Source organism: Halopseudomonas sp. (genome assembly GCF_036960865.1).
Lineage (GTDB): Bacteria > Pseudomonadota > Gammaproteobacteria > Pseudomonadales > Pseudomonadaceae > Halopseudomonas.
In genome coordinates, this window is sequence record NZ_JBALWE010000010.1 from 76,969 (window position 1) to 96,787 (window position 19,819).

Consider the following 19,819-nt stretch of genomic DNA (forward strand, 5'->3'; position numbering starts at 1 on the left):
CGATCAAATTCCTTTGTGCAAATCCTGGAGGCGGCGCACGGCGCGCTCCGGACCGAATTTCAGTGCTGTACAGACCGCAGCACCACCCGCCAATGTGGTGGTGGAATAAACCTTGTGCTGCAGTGCGTTACGGCGAATAGAGTAAGAGTCGGCAATCGACTGACGACCTTCGGTGGTATTGATCACCAGCGCGACTTCATCGTTCTTGATCATGTCCACGATATGCGGGCGACCCTCGGTCACCTTGTTTACGCGGCGTACTGCCAAGCCGGCAGCTTCGACCACCTTGGCGGTGCCGCTGGTGGCAACAATCTGAAAGCCGAGGTCGATCAGGTCGCGCGCCACGTCTACCACGAACGGCTTATCGTCTTCACGCACACTGATAAAGACGTTACCACTGGTGGGCAGTATCTCGCCCGAGCCCAGCTGCGCCTTGGCGAAGGCTTCGCCGAAGCTGTCGCCTACCCCCATAACCTCGCCGGTCGATTTCATTTCCGGCCCAAGAATGGGGTCAACGCCCGGGAACTTGGCAAACGGGAACACCGCTTCCTTGACGCTGTAGTAGCTCGGCACCACTTCTTCGGTGAAGCCAACTTCTTCCAGGGTCTTGCCAGCCATCACGCGCGCCGCAATCTTGGCCAGCGACTCGCCGATGCACTTGGACACGAACGGGACGGTACGCGAAGCACGTGGATTAACCTCAATGACGTAAATGCGATCACCCTGCAGCGCCAGCTGCACGTTCATCAGACCCACCACACCCAGCTCCAGCGCCATACGCTTGACCTGATCGCGCATCTCGTCCTGCACGTGAGCCGGCAGCGAGTATGGCGGCAGCGAGCAGGCGGAGTCACCTGAATGCACGCCGGCTTGCTCGATGTGTTGCATGATGGCGCCGATGACAACCTGCTTACCGTCAGATACCGCATCGATATCAACTTCAATCGCGCAGTTCAGGAAGTGATCCAGCAGCACCGGGCTGTCATTGGAGACTTTAACCGCATCGCGCAGGTATCGTTTGAGTTCGTCTTCCTGATAGACGATCTCCATTGCACGACCACCCAATACATAGGACGGACGCACGACCAAGGGGTAGCCAATCTTGTTGGCGGCGCGAATCGCCTCTTCTTCACTGCGCACAGTCGCATTCGGCGGCTGCAGCAGGTTCAGACGCTCAACCATTTGCTGGAAGCGTTCACGGTCTTCGGCGCGGTCAATTGCCTCTGGGCTGGTACCGATGATAGGCACGCCAGCCTCTTCCAGCGCACGCGCCAATTTCAGCGGCGTTTGCCCGCCGTACTGCACGATTACGCCCTTGGGCTGCTCGACGCGGACGATTTCCAGCACATCTTCCAGGGTCACCGGTTCGAAATACAGGCGATCGGACGTGTCGTAATCGGTAGAAACGGTTTCCGGGTTGCAGTTGACCATGATGGTTTCGTAACCGTCTTCGCGCATGGCAAGAGCGGCGTGGACGCAGCAGTAGTCGAACTCGATACCCTGGCCGATACGGTTAGGACCGCCACCCAGAATCATGATCTTGTCACGCCCGGACGGGTTGGCTTCGCACTCTTCCTCATAGGTTGAGTACATATAAGCCGTATCGGTCGCAAACTCGGCCGCGCAAGTGTCAACGCGCTTGTAGACCGGAAAAATGTTCAACTTGTGACGATGGCGACGCAGGCTTTTCTCGCTTACGGCAAGCAGCTGCGCCAGACGCGTGTCGGAGAAGCCCTTGCGTTTGAGGCGGAACATCAGGCTGTAATCGACGTCGGCCAGGCCCAAGGTCTTGATCTTCTCCTCTTCCTTGATCAGATCTTCGATCTGCACCAGGAACCAGGTATCGATCTTCGTCAGCTCAAAAATCTGCTGCATGCTCATGCCGGAGCGGAAGGCATCAGCCACATACCAGATACGGTCGGCGCCCGGCACGGTCAGCTCACGGGTGAGTTCGGTCTGCGCGTCAGCGGCCGTCAGATCGACCTTGGGATCAAACCCACAGGCACCCACTTCCAGGCCGCGCAGTGCTTTCTGCACCGACTCCTGGAAGGTACGACCGATGGCCATCACCTCACCAACTGACTTCATCTGCGTAGTCAGGCGCGCATCGGCGTTGGGGAATTTTTCAAAGGCGAAACGCGGAATCTTGGTAACCACGTAGTCGATCGACGGCTCGAAGGACGCCGGCGTGCGACCGCCAGTGATGTCGTTCTGCAGCTCATCCAGGGTGTAACCCACCGCCAGCTTGGCGGCGATCTTGGCAATCGGGAAGCCCGTTGCCTTGGACGCCAGGGCCGAGGACCGGGATACCCGCGGATTCATCTCGATCACCACCATGCGGCCAGTGTCGGGGCAAATACCGAACTGCACGTTGGAGCCACCGGTCTCGACGCCAATCTCACGCAGTACCGCCAGGGAGGCGTTACGCATGATCTGGTATTCCTTGTCGGTCAGCGTTTGCGCCGGCGCAACAGTGATGGAGTCGCCGGTGTGCACGCCCATCGGGTCGAAGTTCTCGATTGAACAGACGATGATGCAGTTGTCCTTTTTGTCGCGGACCACTTCCATCTCGTACTCTTTCCAGCCGATCAGCGACTCGTCGATCAGCAGCTCATTGGTTGGCGACAGATCCAGACCGCGGGTGCAGATCTCTTCAAACTCTTCGCGGTTGTAGGCAATACCGCCACCGGTGCCGCCCATGGTAAACGACGGGCGGATAATGCAGGGGAAGCCAACCTGGTCGAGCACGCCATAGGCTTCGGCCATGGTGTGAGCAATACCGGAGCGCGGGCATTCCAGGCCGATGGACTTCATCGCCTTGTCGAAACGCGAGCGGTCTTCAGCCTTATCGATGGTGTCGGCATTGGCACCGATCATTTCGACGCCGAACTTTTCCAGCACGCCGTACTTCTCAAGGTCCAGCGCGCAGTTCAGTGCGGTCTGGCCACCCATGGTGGGCAGCAACGCGTCCGGGCGCTCCTTCTCGATGATCTTGGCGACCGTCTGCCATTTGATCGGTTCGATGTAGGTGGCGTCCGCCATGGAAGGGTCGGTCATGATGGTGGCGGGGTTCGAATTCACCAGAATGACGCGGAAACCTTCTTCCTGCAGCGCTTTGCAGGCCTGGGCGCCGGAGTAGTCGAACTCGCAGGCCTGACCGATCACGATAGGGCCGGCGCCGAGGATCAGGATGCTTTTGATATCAGTACGTTTTGGCATAGTCTTTTCAACAAATCCTTGGATGTTCCGGGGCTCAGGCGCGCTTGCTCATAGCATCGATGAAACGATCGAACAGCGGGGCCACATCGTGCGGGCCAGGGCTGGCTTCAGGGTGACCCTGGAAGCTGAACGCAGCCTTGTCGGTGCGTTCGATACCCTGCAAAGTGCCGTCAAACAGCGATTTGTGGGTGAGACGCAGGTTGCCAGGCAGCGTAGATTCATCGACCGCAAAGCCGTGGTTCTGACTAGTAATCATCACCACACCGCTGTCCAGGTCCTGAACCGGGTGGTTGGCACCGTGGTGGCCGTGACCCATCTTCACCGTCTTGGCACCCGAGGCCAGTGCGAGCAACTGATGACCGAGACAAATACCAAACACCGGAATGTCGGTTTCCAGGATCGCCTTGATCGCCTCAATCGCGTAGTCACAGGGCTCCGGATCGCCAGGTCCGTTGGACAGGAACACCCCATCGGGATTCAACGCCAGCACCTCGGCCGCAGGTGTCTGCGCCGGCACAACTGTCAGGCGGCAACCACGCGCCACCAGCATGCGCAGGATGTTGAATTTGACTCCGTAGTCATAGGCCACGACGTGGTATGGCAACTCGGCATCGGTGCGTTCGGCATGGCTGTCAGTCTCCAGCGCCCAAACGCTTGAGCGCCACTGGTAAGACTCCTTGACCGACACTTCCTTGGCAAGATCCATTCCCTTCAGACCCGGGAAGCCGCGTGCCAGCTCCAGCGCCTGCTCGTCGGAGATGTCATCACCGGCCAGCAAGCAGCCGTTCTGAGACCCCTTTTCACGCAAGATGCGCGTCAGGCGACGGGTGTCGATGCCGGCGATGGCTACAATGCCATTATCCTTCAGATACTCATCCAGCGACTGCTTGCTGCGCCAGTTACTGGCCAGCAAAGGCAGGTCACGAATGACCAGGCCGGCAGCCTGAACCTTGTCAGACTCGACGTCTTCCGGCGTTACGCCGGTATTGCCGATATGAGGATAAGTGAGGGTAACGATTTGACGTGCATAGGAGGGATCAGTAAGGATCTCCTGGTAACCGGTCATGGCCGTATTGAAAACGACCTCGCCGACGCTGGAGCCGTCGGCGCCGATGGACTCACCACGGAAGATACTACCGTCGGCGAGTGCGAGAATGGCTGGCTTGGACAAGAAAACCTCCGAAAGAACTGACACGTTTCACCAAACGCGGGCTGCACAAAAGCGGGAATGTAGTGTGGAACACAACATCCCGCTCGCAAAGGCTTTGTCAGATACGCGCTGAATAGACAGATTAGCGCATTAGTTTAACGACTCGACCCCAAAATATCCACCTCCGAGACCACCCCAACATTAAAGGATGATGCGACCTAATGCCTCGGAACGTGACTTCATTCTCATCTGCTTCTGTGTTAAAACACGGCTTGGGACATTCGTAGCCGGGCCAGCGCCCGACATAGACGACATAGATCGTCTTTTCAGGTAGGCACCGCAGCAACCTGAGCTACACAACAAAAACAAAAATGGACTCGGGGATCTTCCACCATGGTATTGCACTTGAAACGCATCCTTGTGCTGGCGTTACTGTTCCTTGCACCGCTCGCCCACGCTGATGTACAGCGGTTGCAACAACTGCACGAGTTTCGCAGCCAAGGCTTCCTTGCCGGCACCTACCTGCTCATCGATAACAACCTGTTTGAGCGCGTGCGCGAACCCGGCAACCGTGAAATCTACCGCGACGCCCTGGGCAACATGGACAGCCTGTTGCGCCAGATGGGCGACCCCGGCGAGTTGCGCCCCCTCTATAACGACTTTGTCGGCCTGGTCCGGGAGCTGGAGCAACTACCGGAAGGAGAACAGGCTTACTACGGTTTGGCGACGGTAAACCGCATCATGATGGCCCACGGCAAACTAGAGAACGCGGCCGCCGAACTCTACAATGCAGAGACCGAGGGCAGCACCGCACCACTCTTGGCGCTGCACAACCAGAGTATTGAGACCAGCCGCATCCTGCTGCTATATGAAAACAACATGTTCAGCTCTGTTGGCGTCTACTTCATCCAAACACAAGAAGGCATTTTTGACACCCTGGATGCTCGTATCAAGCAAGGCTCAGCCGAGCTCAAGACCTTGCTTCCAGAGCATCAGGACACCTTCAATCAGTTGGACAAGCAGTATGGCTTCATTGAACCTCGGCTGATCAACCACCACACCGACTGGGTACCGACAATCGCCGCGTTCTACCTACACAAGAACATCGAGACCCTCGATACCCTGTCCAGCGAACAAGCGAACCTGGCGCAGAACAGCGAAAACTAAGCGCCGCCCAATAAAAAAGCGCGTGACACCTAAGGTCTCACGCGCTTTTTTTTGTTTCCACCTGCTCAGTCCTTGAGGGCGAGAACATCCTGCATATCGAACAAACCCGCCTCGCGACCCGCCAGCCACAGCGCTGAGCGCACCGCCCCCTTGGCGAAGGTCATGCGGCTGGATGCCTTGTGGGTAATCTCTACCCGCTCACCCTCGGTGGCAAAAAGCACCGTATGATCACCCACCACGTCACCGGCGCGCACCGTGGCAAAACCGATAGTATTGGGATCACGTGCACCCGTCTGACCTTCACGGCCGTACACGGCCACCTTGGCCAGATCGCGACCCAGGGCGTTAGCCACTACCTCTCCCATGCGCAGAGCCGTACCGGAAGGCGCATCCACCTTGTGCCGGTGATGCGCCTCGATAACTTCGATATCGGCCTCATCACCCATCACTCGTGCCGCCATATCCAGCAACTTGAGACATAGATTGACCCCCACACTGAAGTTGGGAGCGAACACGATAGGGATGTGCTTGCCAGCATCGGCCAGCTGCGCCTTTTCTGCTTCGCTGAAGCCGGTAGTGCCGATCACCATCGCCTTACCCGCCGTGCGACAGATGTCCAGATTGAGCAAGGTGGTAGTCGGATGGGTAAAGTCGATCAACACATCGAAGTCATCCAACACCTGCTGCAGACTGCCGCTGATCGCTACACCCAGACGCCCAACGCCAGCCAGCTCGCCAGCATCTGCCCCGACCAGTGAACTATCGGGGCGCTCGATAGCAGCGGTGAGAGAAGCACCCTCGGCCTGGCCAATGGCTTCAATCAGCGTTTTGCCCATGCGCCCGGCAGCGCCAATTACCGCAATCCGTCTCATCTTGCGCTCCCGCTTCAGAATTTCATGTCTTCAAAGAAGTTCTTCACGCCGTCAAACCAGCTTTTGGCGCGTGGCGACTGGCTGGAGCCTTCCTCTTCGAGGGTCTCACGCAACTCCTGCAGCAGCTCGCGCTGACGCTTGGTCAGGTTGACCGGTGTTTCCACCGCCACTCGGCATAGCAGGTCACCGGCTGAGCCACCACGCACAGGCGTCACACCCTTGCCGCGCAGACGAAACAGCTTACCGGTTTGCGCTCCCTCAGGAATTTTGAGTTTGACGCGGCCATCCAAAGTGGGCACTTCCAGCTCGCCACCCAGGGCAGCATCTACAAAGCTGATCGGCACTTCGCAATACAGGTTCTTGCCGTCGCGCTGGAAGATCTTGTGCTCGCGCACCGACACCACCACGTAGAGATCACCTGCCGGACCACCGTTGACGCCAGCCTCACCCTCACCGGCAAGACGAATGCGATCACCAGTATCGACGCCTGCTGGCACCTTGACCGAGAGATTCTTCTCTTTTTCGACGCGCCCTTCACCGTGACAATCCTTGCACGGATCGGTAATCATCTTGCCGGTACCGTGGCAACGCGGACAGGTTTGCTGCACAGAGAAGAAACCCTGCTGCATGCGCACCTGACCATGACCACCACAGGTGGAACAGGTGGTTGGCGTAGTGCCTTTCTTGGCGCCGCTACCATCACAGGTTTCACAGCCCACGAGGGTCGGCACGCGAATGGTCACTGAAGTGCCGCGCACGGCCTCCTCAAGATCCAGCTCAAGCGTATAGCGCAGGTCACTGCCGCGCTGCACGCTGGAACGACCACGCCCACCGCCGCCGCCACCAAAGATATCGCCAAATACATCGCCGAAGATATCGGAGAAGTTGGCGCCGCCAAATCCACCTGCACCACCAGCCCCCATATTCGGATCAACGCCGGCATGGCCGTATTGATCATAGGCGGCACGCTTGTTGGCGTCGGTCAGAATCTCATAGGCCTCAGTGGCTTCCCTGAACTTCTCATCCGCCTTTTCGTCATCTGGATTACGGTCCGGATGGAACTTCATCGCCAAGCGGCGATAAGCCTTTTTCAGCTCGGCTTCGCTGGCACCTTTCTCGACACCCAGCACTTCATAATAATCACGCTTGGACATTTATTCGGCTTCCTTCACATTCGCTCGGCACAAACGGCAACGCGGGAGAAGCTCCCGCGTTGCCTGGCAGAGTCGGCCCACACCGCCAGACACTATCGCGCTGGCGGCGCAAAACCGCGGTTCATCAAGGACTTACTTGTTGTCCTTGACCTCTTCGAACTCGGCGTCGACAACGTCGTCGGCGTCATTGCCAGCGTCGGCATCAGCACCCTGCGCACCTGGCTGACCAGCCTGCGCTTGCTCAGCGTACATCTTCTGTACCAGCGGACCGGAAGCCTCGGACAAAGCGTTGATCTTGGCTTCGATAGCCTCCTTGTCGTCGCTCTTGATCGCCGCTTCCAGATCGCTCAGCGCAGTTTCAATGGCAGCCTTCTCTTCTTCGGTAGCCTTGTCGCCCGCCTCGGTCAGAGTCTTGCGCGTTGCGTGAACCAACTGATCGGCCTGGTTGCGAGTGGTTACCAGCTCTTCAAACTTGCGATCTTCCTCGGCGTTGGCCTCGGCGTCACGCACCATCTGATCGATCTCTTCATCGGACAGGCCGGAAGAGGCCTTGATCACGATGGACTGCTCCTTGCCGGTCGCCTTGTCTTTGGCCGACACGTTGAGGATACCGTTGGCGTCGATATCGAAGCTAACTTCGATCTGCGGCACGCCGCGCTGCGCCGGAGGAATATCAGCCAGATCGAAACGACCCAGCGACTTGTTCTGGCCGGCCTGCTTACGCTCACCTTGCAGCACGTGAATGGTCACGGCGGTTTGGTTATCGTCAGCGGTCGAGAACACCTGCGACTTCTTGGTCGGGATGGTGGTGTTCTTCTCGATCAGCGCAGTCATGACGCCGCCCATGGTTTCAATACCCAGCGACAGCGGGGTAACGTCCAGCAGCAGTACGTCCTTCACGTCACCAGCCAATACCGCACCCTGGATAGAGGCACCGATGGCAACGGCTTCATCCGGGTTAACGTCCTTGCGTGGCTCCTTGTTGAAGAACTCGGAGACGGTCTTCTGTACCAGCGGCATGCGGGTCTGACCGCCAACCAGGATGACCTCATTGATCTCGGAGACATCCAGGCCGGCGTCCTGCATGGCCACACGGCATGGCTCGATGCTGCGCTTGATCAGGTCTTCTACCAGCGATTCCAGCTTGGCGCGGGTAACCTTGACGTTCAAGTGCTTGGGACCAGTCGCATCCGCCGTGATGTATGGCAGGTTCACGTCGGTCTGCTGGCTGGAAGACAGCTCGATCTTGGCCTTCTCGGCAGCTTCTTTCAGACGCTGCAGCGCCAGCGGATCGTTGTGCAGATCAACGCTGTTTTCCTTCTTGAACTCATCCGCCAGATAGTCGATCAGGCGCATATCGAAATCTTCACCACCCAGGAAGGTGTCACCGTTGGTTGCCAGCACTTCAAACTGGTGCTCGCCATCCACTTCGGCAATTTCGATAACAGAGACGTCGAAGGTACCGCCACCCAGGTCATACACCACGATGGTGGAGTCGCCACGCGCCTTGTCCATACCGTAGGCCAGAGCGGCCGCGGTCGGCTCGTTGATAATGCGCTTGACTTCCAGACCGGCGATGCGGCCGGCGTCCTTGGTAGCCTGACGCTGACTGTCGTTGAAGTAGGCTGGAACCGTGATCACGGCCTCAGTCACTGGCTCGCCAAGATAGTCTTCAGCGGTTTTCTTCATTTTCTTCAGCACTTCGGCTGACACTTGCGGTGGTGCCATCTTCTCGTCGTTCACCTGAACCCAGGCGTCACCGTTGTCGGCCTTGACGATTTTGTAAGGCACCAGCTTGATGTCTTTTTGCACAACGTCTTCTTCGAACCGGCGGCCGATCAGACGCTTTACCGCGTACAGCGTGTTGTGCGGATTGGTCACCGCCTGGCGCTTGGCGGATTGACCTACCAGAGTTTCACCGTCATTGGTGTAAGCCACGATGGAAGGCGTAGTGCGCGCGCCCTCGGCGTTCTCGATCACCTTGGCGGTGCCGTTTTCCAGAATGGAGACACAGGAGTTGGTGGTCCCCAGGTCAATACCGATAATCTTGCCCATATTTGCTTCTCCGAGTCTTGCTGCCGCGTACAGTCAGCGGCGAGGTTTAGTCTGTGTATGAACCCTAAATGGGGTCATCAAAAAGTTTTTCAAGCCTGCTCATCAATCGACGGGGCGGGCGCTGAGGGCGCCTTGCTGACCACCACCATCGCGGGACGCAGCAGACGACCGCTCAGGGTGTAACCCTTCTGGAACACCTTGAGCACTGTGTTTGGCTCAACGTTGGCGCTTTCTTCCATCGCCATCGCCTGATGAAATTCCGGATTGAAGGGCTCGCCTTCCGGCACCACCGGCACAACCTGGAAACGCGCCAAGGTGTCGGCAAACATCTTCAGCGTGAGGTCAATCCCGTCGCGCATCGGCTTGATTGCCGGATCATCCGCGTCGGACAACTCCATACCGCGCTCAAGACTATCCAGAATCGGCAGCAGATCATTGGCAAAGCGCTCCAACGCAAACTTGTGCGCCTTTTCGACCTCCTGCTCTGCCCGGCGACGCGCATTCTGCACATCGGCAGCAGCGCGCAATGCCTGATCCTGCGCGGTTGCCAACTGTTCTTCCAGACTGGCCACGCGTGCCGCAAGATCACCTTCAGGCGTATCCAGGGTCTCGTCTACCAGGTCATCCTGATCCTGCAGATCGGGTCTCTGTTCATCAGCCATCTGTTTCTCCTGTCATGCAAAAAAGGGGCGTACGGCGAGAACAGGTAAAAGTGCGCACCGCCCGGCCCGGGTCTATATAAAGCCTTGCTGGCAACCTATATGGGGTCGCAATTCGAGGCTTCAAGGGGTATTAGGCAAGTCTGACGGTTTTCGCGCGGACTCTTGTCGACAAAGCGCAAACTACTGTATAAACAACCAGACACTTTATCTGGGAGCGCGGGCCATGCTGGTACACCTTGCGGTCAACAATTACGCCATCGTCGATCATCTGGAACTGGAGCTGCGCGGCGGCATGAGCGTGATTTCCGGGGAAACCGGGGCCGGCAAGTCCATCATGCTGGATGCCCTGGCCCTGACCTTGGGCGACCGGGCCGACAGTGGCGCGGTGCGCCCGGGTACCGACAAGGCCGACATACTCGCCACCTTTGACGTCAGCGACATCGCCGAAGCACGCGACTGGCTAAGTAGCCGCGACCTGCAACAGGATGACAACCAGGTCATTTTGCGCCGCGTGATTACCGCCGAAGGTCGTTCGCGCGGCTACATCAATGGCACCCCCTGCCCGCAGCAGGACCTGCGTGCACTGGGCGAGATGCTGATCGACATACACAGCCAGCATGAACATCAGTCACTGCTGAAGACCGATACTCATCGCCGCCTGCTGGATGAATTTGCCGGCGCCAGCGAGCTCGCGCGCCAGGTGCAACTGGCTGCACAGCGCTGCAAACAGACCGAGAAAGCCCTGCGGCAGGTCAGCCAACAGGGTGATGAACAAGCAGCCCGCCAGCAATTGCTGGCCTATCAGTTGGATGAACTGGAAAACCTCAGCCTGCAGGAAGGCGAGCTCGAGGCACTGGAGAACGAGCAACGCGAGCTGGCAAGCGCCGACCAGATACTGCATTCCTGCCAGCAGGTCATCAACGTCTGCAGCGAGAACGACGCCGGCAGCGTGCTGGAGGCCTTGAGCGCCAGTCTGCATCGACTGGAAAGTTTCAAGAACCATAACCCGCAGCTGCGTGAAGCCAATGACCTGTTGGCCAGCGCGCAAATACAGATCGAAGAGGCAGTAGGCGAACTGACCCGTTACCTGGATCACTTTGAAGCCGACCCCGAACGTCAGCAGTACGTAGAGGAGCGCCTCAGTGCGATCTTCGAGCTGGCTCGCAAACACCGCATTACCCCCCAGGAATTGCCCGCCCTGCAGCAGCAGCTGATCGATGAGCTGGAAGCTCAGCAGCAGCGTGGCGCCGATGCTGAACAGCTACAGGAAGAGCTTGAGGCCTACCGGACCCATTACCGTCAGCAGGCGGACAAGCTGTCCAGCATTCGGCAGAAAGATGCGGTGCGACTCAGCAAGGCCGTCAGCAAAGAGATACAACAACTGGGGATGCCGGGCGGGCGCGTTGAACTGCAGCTAAGCGCGCTGCCGGCGGACGATTACCCGGTGACCGGGCTGGAGACGGTCGAGTTTCTGGTCAGCGCCAACCCGGGGCAACCCGCCAAGCCATTGGCAAAAGTAGCTTCCGGCGGCGAGCTCTCGCGCATCAGCCTCGGCATTCAAGTGATTACCGCGCAGACCTCGCGCGTGCCAACCCTAGTGTTTGACGAAGTAGACGTAGGCATCGGTGGCCCGACGGCCGAGATCGTCGGGCAACTATTGCGCCAACTCGGCGCGCGCGGGCAGGTGCTCACCGTGACGCACCTACCACAGGTAGCGGCACAGGGGCACCAACACCTGTTTGTGCGCAAACAGCAGAGCAAGAATGAAACCCGCACCTGTATCGATCAACTCGATGAGCAGGCCAGGGTGCAGGAAGTGGCGCGCATGCTCGGCGGCATTGACCTTACCGATGAATCCTTGGCGCACGCCCGTAAACTGTTATCGGCAGTGAGCTAAGCACACCCTGAAACGCGCAAAGCCAGACCCAAGGGCCTGGCTTTGCGTAATATTGCAGGTGATGCCAGCGCTTACTTGCCGCCAGCTTTCTTCACGTACAACACCAGATTGTGATCAACCATTTCGAAACCGTGCTTCTCGACGATTTCACGTTGGCGACGCTCGATTTCAGGGTCGAAGAATTCGATCACCTCGCCAGTATCGACACAGACCATATGGTCGTGGTGCTCGCCATCGGCCAGCTCGAAAACAGCGTGACCTCCATCAAAGTTGTGACGTACCACCAAACCGGCAGACTCAAACTGGGTCAGAACGCGATACACCGTCGCCAGGCCGACATCTTCACCGGCCTCCATCAGCGCTTTATAGACATCTTCAGCACTCATGTGGCGCTCTTGTGAACCATCGAGCATTTGCAGAATCTTAACCCGAGGCAAGGTTACCTTCAGGCCGGCTTTGCGGAGTTCTTGATTTTCTACCATGGTTACTTTCTCGTTCAGCGCTTCGCAGGGCGGGATCAGTCGGGTATGATTCAAGGCCATTCAGCCATTTCAAGATAGTGGATGTTACCACGTGACGCCAAAAAGCATTAATCAAATACTACTGCTGTTGTTATGCACTCTCTCTATCAGCCTCAGCGGCTGCGGCTTTATCCCCGGGGTGTATAAGATCGATGTCCAACAGGGCAACGTCGTCACACAGGAAATGGTAGACCAGCTACGCCCCGGCATGACTCAACGTCAAGTGCGTTTCATCATGGGTACGCCGCTACTGCAAGACACCTTCCATCCTGACCGCTGGGACTACCTCTACAGCATGAAATCGGGCCGCAGTGATCGCGTGCAAGAGCGTATTAGCCTGAACTTTGAAGACAATCGTCTGGTAGGACTGTCTGGCGACTTCATGCCAGGCACCAGCACCGATGAAGAAATCATGGGCGAGCAAGAGAACAGCAACGCTGAGGGCACCGAGAGCTATCCGGTTGACCTTGGCGCCCCATTGGGCACCGGCGAGTAAAAGTTGCTGCGACAAAAAAGGCGCCTATCGGGCGCCTTTTTTATTACCCCCTTAGGACTCTTCTTCCTTGGCGGCTTTGGCCTTGGCCGCGCGCTGCTTGCGCACTTCCTTGGGGTCAGCGATCAGCGGCCGGTAAATCTCGACACGCTCACCCGCTTGCAAGACTCGCTCGGCCGGTTTCGGCACAGCCTTGCCAAAGATACCTAGCGGGCAAGTCGCCAGGTCCAGTTCAGGAAAGTGTTCATCCATCCGCGACAACGACACCGCATCAATCATGCTGGTGCCTTCCGGCACGTTTAGGCTAATAATTTTCTGCTTGTGCGGTAACGCGTAAGCGACCTCTACCACCATGGTTTTTTCAGCCACCGTACAACTCCTTGGCACGCTGACAAAAAGCATCCACCAGAGTATTGGCGGCCTGATTGAACAGCGGCCCCAAGGTGGCTTTCACCAGCGGCCCCGAGTAGTCGAACTTCAGATCCAGAGTGATTTTGCATGCCGCCTCACCCAGTGCCTTGAACTCCCATACGCCCTGCAGATCACTGAAAGGGCCGTCAACCAGGTGCAGGGCAATGCGCTCATTGGGTATCAGCGTATTGCGCGTGGTAAAGGCTTGTGAAAAGCCCGCCTTGGATACCGTCAGCTCCGCGCACATCTCTACGTCGCTTTCGCCAAGAATCTCCGCCTTGGAACACCAGGGCAAGAACTCGGGGTAATGCTCCACCCGATTGACCAGGTCATATAAACGGCTCGCCGGGTAGGGCAGTAAGGCCGAACGTTGTATGTGCGTCATGCGGTTATCACTTACTCAGCTCTGTAATGAATATGATCAGAATACCTGCAGGGGCCAGATAGCGTAACAGCCAATACACCAACGGGAACAGGCGCGGGTACTTCAGCGCCAGCTCGCCGCGAAAGACCTCCCGATCCAGCACCCAGCCAGCAAAGATCACAAACAGCAGACCGCCTAGCGGCAGGAAGATACGGCTGGTCAGATAATCAATGCTTTCAAAGAAAGTCTTGCCTCCCTCAGACGTCCAGAGAAAAAAGTGCCAGCCGTCAGCATTGGTAACGAAAAACCGCGCCTCTGCCAACACGTTGAAGGACAGCACAGTACCCAGCCCTACGATCCAGCAGAACAGCGCCATTATTGCAGTAACCGCCGGCCTGCTCTTGCCGCTTCGCTCAACCCAGTAAGCTACCGCAGGCTCCAGCATGGAAATCGCCGAACTCCAGGCGGCAATCGCCACCAACACAAAAAACACTACGCCGAACAACATCCCCATGCTGATATTGCCGAAAGCGATGGGTAGAGTGACGAACATCAAGCCCGGGCCTGCGCTAGGCTCCAGACCCGCAGCGAAGACCACCGGAAACAGCGCCATGCCGGCCGTCAGGGCCACCACCGTGTCCAGCAATCCAACAGTAATAATGGTTGAGCCCAGTGACGCCTTGCGCGGCATGTAGGCACCAAACACCATGATTGACCCCACCCCCACGCTAAGGGTGAAAAATGCGTGCCCCATCGCCGCCAGAATGCCTTCCGGCACCTTGGCAAGGTCAAAGTGAAATAGAAAGCGCACGCCTTCCATGAAGTGCCCTGTGGTCAGGCTGTAACCCAACAACACGACCAGCAATACGAACAACAGCGGCATCAGGATACGCAGACTACGCTCCAACCCAGCCACCACCCCGCGTCCAATGATAAAGGCAGTCAGCAGCATGAATAGCGTATGCCAAAGCGTCAGCCGCAAAGGATCCGCAGTCAGCGCGTCGAAGCGCGCTCCCGCACCCGCGCCATCAATACCGTTAAAATCTCCCCGCGCCATCGCCAGAATGTAATCCAGCGCCCAGCCCGCCACCACGCTATAAAATGAAAGAATCAGCAGCGCCGCAAGCATGCCCATCATGGCTGCCCAGGACCAACGCTCGGACGCGCCAGACTGCCGAGCAAGACTGCGCAGCGTATTGACCGGACTCTGCCTCCCGCGCCTTCCCAGCAGTGTTTCCGCGAGCATCACCGGCAAACCAATGAGCGCGATGCAGCACAAATACACCAGAACGAAAGCGCCGCCGCCATAGGCGCCAGCCATATAGGGAAACTTCCAGATATTGCCCAGCCCCACGGCCGACCCGGTCGCCGCCAGAATGAATACCCAGCGACTTGCCCAGATCCCGTGAATCGATACCTTCTCGTTGGTCATATCCGTTCCAGGTCAGCCCTAAAAAAGAACGGCATTGTCCAGATTTTGATCAGCCGCCACAAGCCAGAGTAGCCAACACCAAAAGCTCACACCGGAAATAGGGCACTTTGTCTCGCTCAACAGGTCAGTGATACAGCAAAGGACACCTGATTTACCGATAAATATAGGTATAATGCGCCGCCTATGAGCAAGCAAAAAAACGCCAAGGCCAACAGCGGCACCATCGCGCTGAACAAGAAGGCCAAACACGACTACTTCATCGAAGACCGCTTTGAGGCAGGCCTGACCCTGACCGGCTGGGAAGTCAAAAGCCTGCGCGAAGGAAAGGTGCAACTTGTCGACAGCTATGTGCTGCTGAAAAACAACGAAGCCTTCCTGCTCGGCGCACACATTTCCCCGCTGATGACAGCCAGCACCCACGTCGTCGCCGACCCTACCCGCACCCGCAAGCTGCTGCTGCACGCACGCGAGATCGACAAGCTGATCACCGGCGTGCAACAGAAAGGATTCGCCTGCGTACCTCTCGCCCTGTACTGGAAAGGCCACCTGGTGAAATGCGAGATTGCCCTGGTACGCGGCAAGAAAGATTTCGACAAACGCCAAACCTTGAAAGAGCGCGATTGGGACCGTGAGAAGCAGCGAGTCGTCCGAGACAACCAGCGCTGAAAAATTTTTTGATTTTTTTTGAACCAATTGAAACCAGTCGCGTCAGAGTTATTAACAGGGCTGGTCCGCTCCACCAGTCCGGTTTATGGTTTAAAGCAAGCAAGATCCTATACCCTGCTCGTCAGGGTATTTTTTTGCCCGCGTTTCGACCCGCCCTTGTAAGGCGGAACCTTTCGCGTACAATCGCGTCTCAGTAATACACCTGAAAGCTTTGGGGCCGATTTGGATTCGACGACGGTTACAAAACTGGAGGGGCATGCCGAGTTGGTAACAGAACTCGTAAATCCACTGTTGCAAACCTATATAATTGCCAATGACGACAATTATGGTGCTCAACTAGCTGCGTAAGCAGCCTAGAAAGCACTTCTGGTAGCTTCGGCTCCAGCGATCATTAGAGGATGCCTGTAAACTCGAAGTGATTGTCAGATAGAACAGGATCGCCGCCTAGTACGTTGTGGACGACGCGGCTAAACATTACACAACTCGCTCCAAGCACCCTGCCACTCGGGCGGTGAGGAGTTAACTCAGTAGAGCTGGCTAAGCATGTAGACCCAATAGCGGCGGACTGGCGGACGGGGGTTCAAATCCCCCCGGCTCCACCAAATAAAACCCTGAAAACGTTACAGTTTTCGGGGTTTTTTCTTTATGGGTGTCGATAAAGTGTCGAAAACCCATAACTGGAGAGACATGAACCATTACGCCCTGACTAGAATTTCTATTTGCTCAGGCCGGACGCCATAGCGAACCGATAACCCCTGCCTAGCCTCATCAAAACTGATACCAGCTCGGTCCTGGACAGATTGCCCCGAACAGGAGGTTTGCTCATCCGAGGATGCGGCTGCAGCAGCTTCATAATCATCGCCCTCAGACAGAATAAACTCGGCGTCACCCATGTCACTCATTTCACCCGTTTCGCTCAAATAGAGAGACGTACCAAGACGGGTGAAGGACAGATCCTCGATATCCTCCTCAGTATTAATCCCAAAATCGCCTAAACGCCCATACGCAACCGGATTACGGTTACCGCCCCATGAATTGGGAACGTTAATATCGGCACAGGAGTTAAACTTTATGGCGTGCCGGCCCTCATCACCAACCTCCTCGACCCGGGAAATCCTAGCAATAAGAAACGCGTGTTTGTGAGGGGCAGAAGGCTGCCCCCAGGTCTCATTCCGATTCTGAACACAAATCAGGTACTGACATTTCGAAGCTCTAGCAGCGTCTATCCGCCAAGCCTGAGACCCCCGCTCTCTCATCATGCGCTCCTTGCCACGACAAGTGAAAACAACAACACAGCGCTCGTTACTAATATCTCGATTCAGAGACATAAAAAACTCCTTGCTTAGCATTTAGGAAAAATTACTAGCCAATCACTAGATGGTGACTATATAAACACTAACTGAAATAACATGCAACACTGAATATAGGCTAGATCAAAACTAAGCTATCACTAATCGAATACTAAGGATGCCAACGAGCGCTATGGGAGCGGAGGACCCAAAAGGATGGCGTCTTGAAGATGATCGGGAGCTTGGTGGGAGTAACGCATGGTAACGACCACGGTGGAATGACCGAGAATTTTCTGCAGCGTGAGGATGTTGCCGCCGTTTTGAACGAAGTGACTAGCGAAGGTATGCCGCAAAGCATGAGCCGCCTGCCCTTTTGGGAGCCTGATGCTAGTCCTAGCCAAAGCCCGCCGAAAAGCAGTGATAGCAGAGGTGAATTGCCCGTACTGCTTCCAGTGCTTTATCAGCTTGGCTTCGAGTTCCGCCGAAATAGGGATAGATCGCACCTTCCCGCTTTTCGTGCCACTGAAAGTAATGACACCCTTACGCACGCTAGTGGGCTTGAGCTTTTCAGCCTCAGACCAGCGGGCACCGGTCGCAAGGCAAATCAGCACGATGGGTTCAACGTGCGGGTTATCGCAGCGGGTACGGATGGACTCAAGCAACTCGGCGATCTGCTCGGAGGTCAGCCAGGACAACTCACGTTCCTGCAGACGAAGCGGTTTAACAAGAGCCAAGGGGTTTTCATACGCAATGACGCCAAGCCCCCGGAGTTCGTTATAAACGGCCCGGAGATAGCCCAACTCGTTGTTCAGGGTCTTCGCAGAAACGCCACCTTCAAGCCTGACCCTCCGATCTGCCGCATAGGCATGAGAGGACAGCTTGGCGGCAACCGGATTGTGCAAGCGCTTCGCCAGCAAATCCAGCTTAGAGCGCCGCCGCAGGCCATCACGCAAGCCATGACCATGCAGATCAAACCAGAGAGAGATCAGCACGCTTAGTTTTCGGCTATCAGCCTGACGCGGAGACCAATCAGGATTGTCGATCACCTTGGAACGGCAGGTAGCCTCAAAGCGTAGGGCCTCAGCCTTGGTTTTACAGGTTCGCCGATAACGAGTGCCCTTGATTGGCTCGATATCGACTTTCCATCGCCCATCAGCTAACTGTGTGATCGCCATCAGACCGCCCTACCCCATCGCACCTGCCGCTCTTCCAGCAGGTCGCGTATATGCCGATAGATATCCCGTTCGGTCATATCTTTAGCTGCATAGTGATCACGAATCACAGGCCAGCATTCCCATTCCCTCAGACGGTCAAAGGCTTTAGTAGCGCCTACTCGCTCCCGTGCCAGCAGGCTGACGAAGTTTCCCAAGAATAGCTCGACGTTCTTACCGGAAAAGCCCTTGGCGGTTTTGTAGTAGCGTTTGTACTCAGTGTCATCGATCAGTGATTCAACCGGCAGATCGACCCGGACATCATCACGGATGAGAGTCCAGAAGGGATCAAAATAACGGGGGGTTCTCAGCAGCTTGAATTGATTCATGCCGTAGCGCCACAGTCCGTCCAGATGGGCCGAGAAGGCCTCAAAGGTGTGCGTCTCTATGGCTTGGCCGGAGTTGACGTCTACAGAGCCAGCAGCGAACTGCTGAATCACCGAATGGTGATAGCGCAGCTCAATGCGCCACACTTCCTGATCGGCGTCATAGTTGCCCAGGCAATCAGGATCAAACGGATCATCACCGCGACGCCAGACGCTTTGCCAATAGTCCAGTTTGTCAGTGGCTTTGGCCTGCTCGGTCTTGTTGTAGATACACAGCTGAATGCCGTTGGCAGAGCCGAACATAGAGGTTTCGCCCCGTCCGTAAACGCTGGACTTGGTAGCCCAGTTCAGCGAGTTGATACCGCTAATGTCTCGATGATTGCGTGCTCGGCAGTGCATGCGGGCGACCAAATCGGCAGGCGGTTGCCAGCCTTGCAGATCAAGGGCGAGGTGAACCGCGCACTGGTTTACTTCCACATTATCGAGTAGCTGCGAGGCGTAGAAATCCATTCTGGCTTGCAGCCGATCGGGCGACAGGCTGTCGATCGCGTGCGGAGAGACTTCAATTTTCAGGTGTGGCCCGATCGATTCCGCCTTGGCGTTGAAATTCTTGATCAGCAAAACAAAGCCAAGGTCAGCATTCTGCAGCTTGAACTGATAACCGGAATCACGGCCAACACGACCGGAGTGCCAGCGCTGGCCAGCGAAATCGACAATGGTGCCGGGTTTCTCGAAAAGGGCCAGAACACCGACCCTGATCAGACCCCGATAGAGTTGGCGGACAGTATCAACGCCACAACGCAGGAGACGAACACCTGACAAATCAGTTATCTGATGGGTAGACCGATCAGCAAACAGACGGCCTTTTTCATCATCTTCTGCCGTGAGGTGATTCAGTCTAATGTGATCAACAGGACGAACCATTTATAG

General features: G+C 56.7%; 16 protein-coding genes, 1 other RNA gene and 1 pseudogene. 5 read left to right on the forward strand and 13 right to left on the reverse strand.

What is annotated here, in order from left to right; genetic code table 11:
* Positions 1 to 3: 3 nt before the first annotated feature.
* The gene (gene carB, locus V7747_RS14870; RefSeq protein ID WP_335616802.1) at positions 4 to 3,219 is read right to left on the reverse strand and encodes a carbamoyl-phosphate synthase large subunit; all 3,216 of its coding nucleotides are present in this window, start codon (positions 3,217 to 3,219) and stop codon (positions 4 to 6) included.
* Positions 3,220 to 3,253: 34 nt separating this feature from the next.
* The gene (gene carA, locus V7747_RS14875; RefSeq protein ID WP_335616803.1) at positions 3,254 to 4,390 is read right to left on the reverse strand and encodes a glutamine-hydrolyzing carbamoyl-phosphate synthase small subunit; all 1,137 of its coding nucleotides are present in this window, start codon (positions 4,388 to 4,390) and stop codon (positions 3,254 to 3,256) included.
* A gap of 384 nt (positions 4,391 to 4,774) precedes the next feature.
* On the opposite strand from carA, the gene V7747_RS14880 reads away from it, so the two are divergent.
* Positions 4,775 to 5,536: a hypothetical protein gene (locus V7747_RS14880; RefSeq protein ID WP_335616804.1), complete on the forward strand. Its 762-nt coding sequence runs from the start codon at positions 4,775 to 4,777 to the stop codon at positions 5,534 to 5,536.
* A 65-nt stretch (positions 5,537 to 5,601) separates the two neighbouring features.
* On the opposite strand, the gene dapB is transcribed toward V7747_RS14880, so the two are convergent.
* The 4 genes from dapB to grpE all read right to left on the reverse strand — a co-directional run bounded on the left by dapB (position 5,602) and on the right by grpE (position 10,279).
* Complete coding sequence (gene dapB, locus V7747_RS14885) at positions 5,602 to 6,408, reverse strand: 4-hydroxy-tetrahydrodipicolinate reductase (RefSeq protein ID WP_335616805.1); 807 nt, start codon at positions 6,406 to 6,408, stop codon at positions 5,602 to 5,604.
* Between the two features lie 14 nt (positions 6,409 to 6,422).
* The gene (gene dnaJ / locus V7747_RS14890; RefSeq protein WP_335616806.1) at positions 6,423 to 7,562 is read right to left on the reverse strand and encodes a molecular chaperone DnaJ; all 1,140 of its coding nucleotides are present in this window, start codon (positions 7,560 to 7,562) and stop codon (positions 6,423 to 6,425) included.
* A gap of 132 nt (positions 7,563 to 7,694) precedes the next feature.
* The gene (gene dnaK, locus V7747_RS14895; protein WP_335616807.1) at positions 7,695 to 9,617 is read right to left on the reverse strand and encodes a molecular chaperone DnaK; all 1,923 of its coding nucleotides are present in this window, start codon (positions 9,615 to 9,617) and stop codon (positions 7,695 to 7,697) included.
* A gap of 89 nt (positions 9,618 to 9,706) precedes the next feature.
* Entirely contained in the window at positions 9,707 to 10,279 is a 573-nt protein-coding gene (gene grpE, locus V7747_RS14900) for a nucleotide exchange factor GrpE (protein ID WP_092287687.1), read from the reverse strand.
* Positions 10,280 to 10,502: 223 nt separating this feature from the next.
* On the opposite strand from grpE, the gene recN reads away from it, so the two are divergent.
* Positions 10,503 to 12,176: a DNA repair protein RecN gene (recN, locus tag V7747_RS14905; protein ID WP_335616808.1), complete on the forward strand. Its 1,674-nt coding sequence runs from the start codon at positions 10,503 to 10,505 to the stop codon at positions 12,174 to 12,176.
* 71 nt (positions 12,177 to 12,247) lie between these two features.
* Here recN and fur read toward each other — a convergent pair whose 3' ends face one another.
* Positions 12,248 to 12,658, reverse strand: coding sequence for a ferric iron uptake transcriptional regulator (fur, locus tag V7747_RS14910; protein WP_092288516.1), 411 nt, complete (start codon positions 12,656 to 12,658; stop codon positions 12,248 to 12,250).
* Positions 12,659 to 12,764: 106 nt separating this feature from the next.
* On the opposite strand from fur, the pseudogene V7747_RS14915 reads away from it, so the two are divergent.
* Positions 12,765 to 13,136 (forward strand): annotated as a pseudogene (locus tag V7747_RS14915) (outer membrane protein assembly factor BamE); the annotation flags it as partial.
* A 108-nt stretch (positions 13,137 to 13,244) separates the two neighbouring features.
* Here V7747_RS14915 and V7747_RS14920 read toward each other — a convergent pair.
* Genes V7747_RS14920 through V7747_RS14930 form a run of 3 tightly spaced genes read right to left on the reverse strand, consistent with a single transcriptional unit; the run spans position 13,245 to position 15,397 of the window.
* The gene (locus V7747_RS14920; protein WP_335616809.1) at positions 13,245 to 13,559 is read right to left on the reverse strand and encodes an RnfH family protein; all 315 of its coding nucleotides are present in this window, start codon (positions 13,557 to 13,559) and stop codon (positions 13,245 to 13,247) included.
* Entirely contained in the window at positions 13,552 to 13,986 is a 435-nt protein-coding gene (locus V7747_RS14925; protein ID WP_335616810.1) for a type II toxin-antitoxin system RatA family toxin, read from the reverse strand. Before V7747_RS14925 ends, V7747_RS14920 begins: the two co-directional genes overlap by 8 nt.
* A gap of 7 nt (positions 13,987 to 13,993) precedes the next feature.
* On the reverse strand, positions 13,994 to 15,397 hold the full coding sequence (locus V7747_RS14930; protein WP_335616811.1) for a sodium-dependent transporter: 1,404 nt from the start codon (positions 15,395 to 15,397) through the stop codon (positions 13,994 to 13,996).
* 183 nt (positions 15,398 to 15,580) lie between these two features.
* Between V7747_RS14930 and smpB the strand changes: the two genes are divergently transcribed.
* Together smpB and ssrA are read left to right on the forward strand one after the other, a co-directional pair.
* Positions 15,581 to 16,063 (forward strand): SsrA-binding protein SmpB, encoded by a 483-nt coding sequence (smpB, locus tag V7747_RS14935; RefSeq protein ID WP_335616812.1) that lies wholly within the window; start codon positions 15,581 to 15,583, stop codon positions 16,061 to 16,063.
* A gap of 213 nt (positions 16,064 to 16,276) precedes the next feature.
* Positions 16,277 to 16,665: a transfer-messenger RNA gene (ssrA, locus tag V7747_RS14940) on the forward strand.
* Positions 16,666 to 16,758: 93 nt separating this feature from the next.
* On the opposite strand, the gene V7747_RS14945 is transcribed toward ssrA, so the two are convergent.
* From V7747_RS14945 to V7747_RS14955, 3 genes are all read right to left on the reverse strand, one after another.
* Complete coding sequence (locus V7747_RS14945; RefSeq protein WP_335616813.1) at positions 16,759 to 17,391, reverse strand: hypothetical protein; 633 nt, start codon at positions 17,389 to 17,391, stop codon at positions 16,759 to 16,761.
* A gap of 152 nt (positions 17,392 to 17,543) precedes the next feature.
* A complete protein-coding gene (locus V7747_RS14950) occupies positions 17,544 to 18,527 on the reverse strand; it encodes a phage integrase (protein ID WP_335616814.1) in 984 nt (327 codons plus the stop codon).
* A complete protein-coding gene (locus V7747_RS14955; protein WP_335616815.1) occupies positions 18,527 to 19,813 on the reverse strand; it encodes a hypothetical protein in 1,287 nt (428 codons plus the stop codon). The genes V7747_RS14950 and V7747_RS14955 overlap by 1 nt, the downstream gene beginning before the upstream one ends.
* Positions 19,814 to 19,819: the final 6 nt, after the last annotated feature.

Coding starts and splice junctions, on each gene's coding strand:
- carB (WP_335616802.1), bottom strand. CDS start 3,219: ATGCCAAAACGTACTGATATCAAAAGCATCCTGATCCTCGGCGCCGGC.
- dapB (WP_335616805.1), bottom strand. CDS start 6,408: ATGAGACGGATTGCGGTAATTGGCGCTGCCGGGCGCATGGGCAAAACG.
- dnaJ (WP_335616806.1), bottom strand. CDS start 7,562: ATGTCCAAGCGTGATTATTATGAAGTGCTGGGTGTCGAGAAAGGTGCC.
- dnaK (WP_335616807.1), bottom strand. CDS start 9,617: ATGGGCAAGATTATCGGTATTGACCTGGGGACCACCAACTCCTGTGTC.
- grpE (WP_092287687.1), bottom strand. CDS start 10,279: ATGGCTGATGAACAGAGACCCGATCTGCAGGATCAGGATGACCTGGTA.
- recN (WP_335616808.1), top strand. CDS start 10,503: ATGCTGGTACACCTTGCGGTCAACAATTACGCCATCGTCGATCATCTG.
- fur (WP_092288516.1), bottom strand. CDS start 12,658: ATGGTAGAAAATCAAGAACTCCGCAAAGCCGGCCTGAAGGTAACCTTG.
- V7747_RS14925 (WP_335616810.1), bottom strand. CDS start 13,986: ATGACGCACATACAACGTTCGGCCTTACTGCCCTACCCGGCGAGCCGT.
- V7747_RS14930 (WP_335616811.1), bottom strand. CDS start 15,397: ATGACCAACGAGAAGGTATCGATTCACGGGATCTGGGCAAGTCGCTGG.
- smpB (WP_335616812.1), top strand. CDS start 15,581: ATGAGCAAGCAAAAAAACGCCAAGGCCAACAGCGGCACCATCGCGCTG.
- V7747_RS14945 (WP_335616813.1), bottom strand. CDS start 17,391: ATGTCTCTGAATCGAGATATTAGTAACGAGCGCTGTGTTGTTGTTTTC.
- V7747_RS14950 (WP_335616814.1), bottom strand. CDS start 18,527: ATGGCGATCACACAGTTAGCTGATGGGCGATGGAAAGTCGATATCGAG.
- V7747_RS14955 (WP_335616815.1), bottom strand. CDS start 19,813: ATGGTTCGTCCTGTTGATCACATTAGACTGAATCACCTCACGGCAGAA.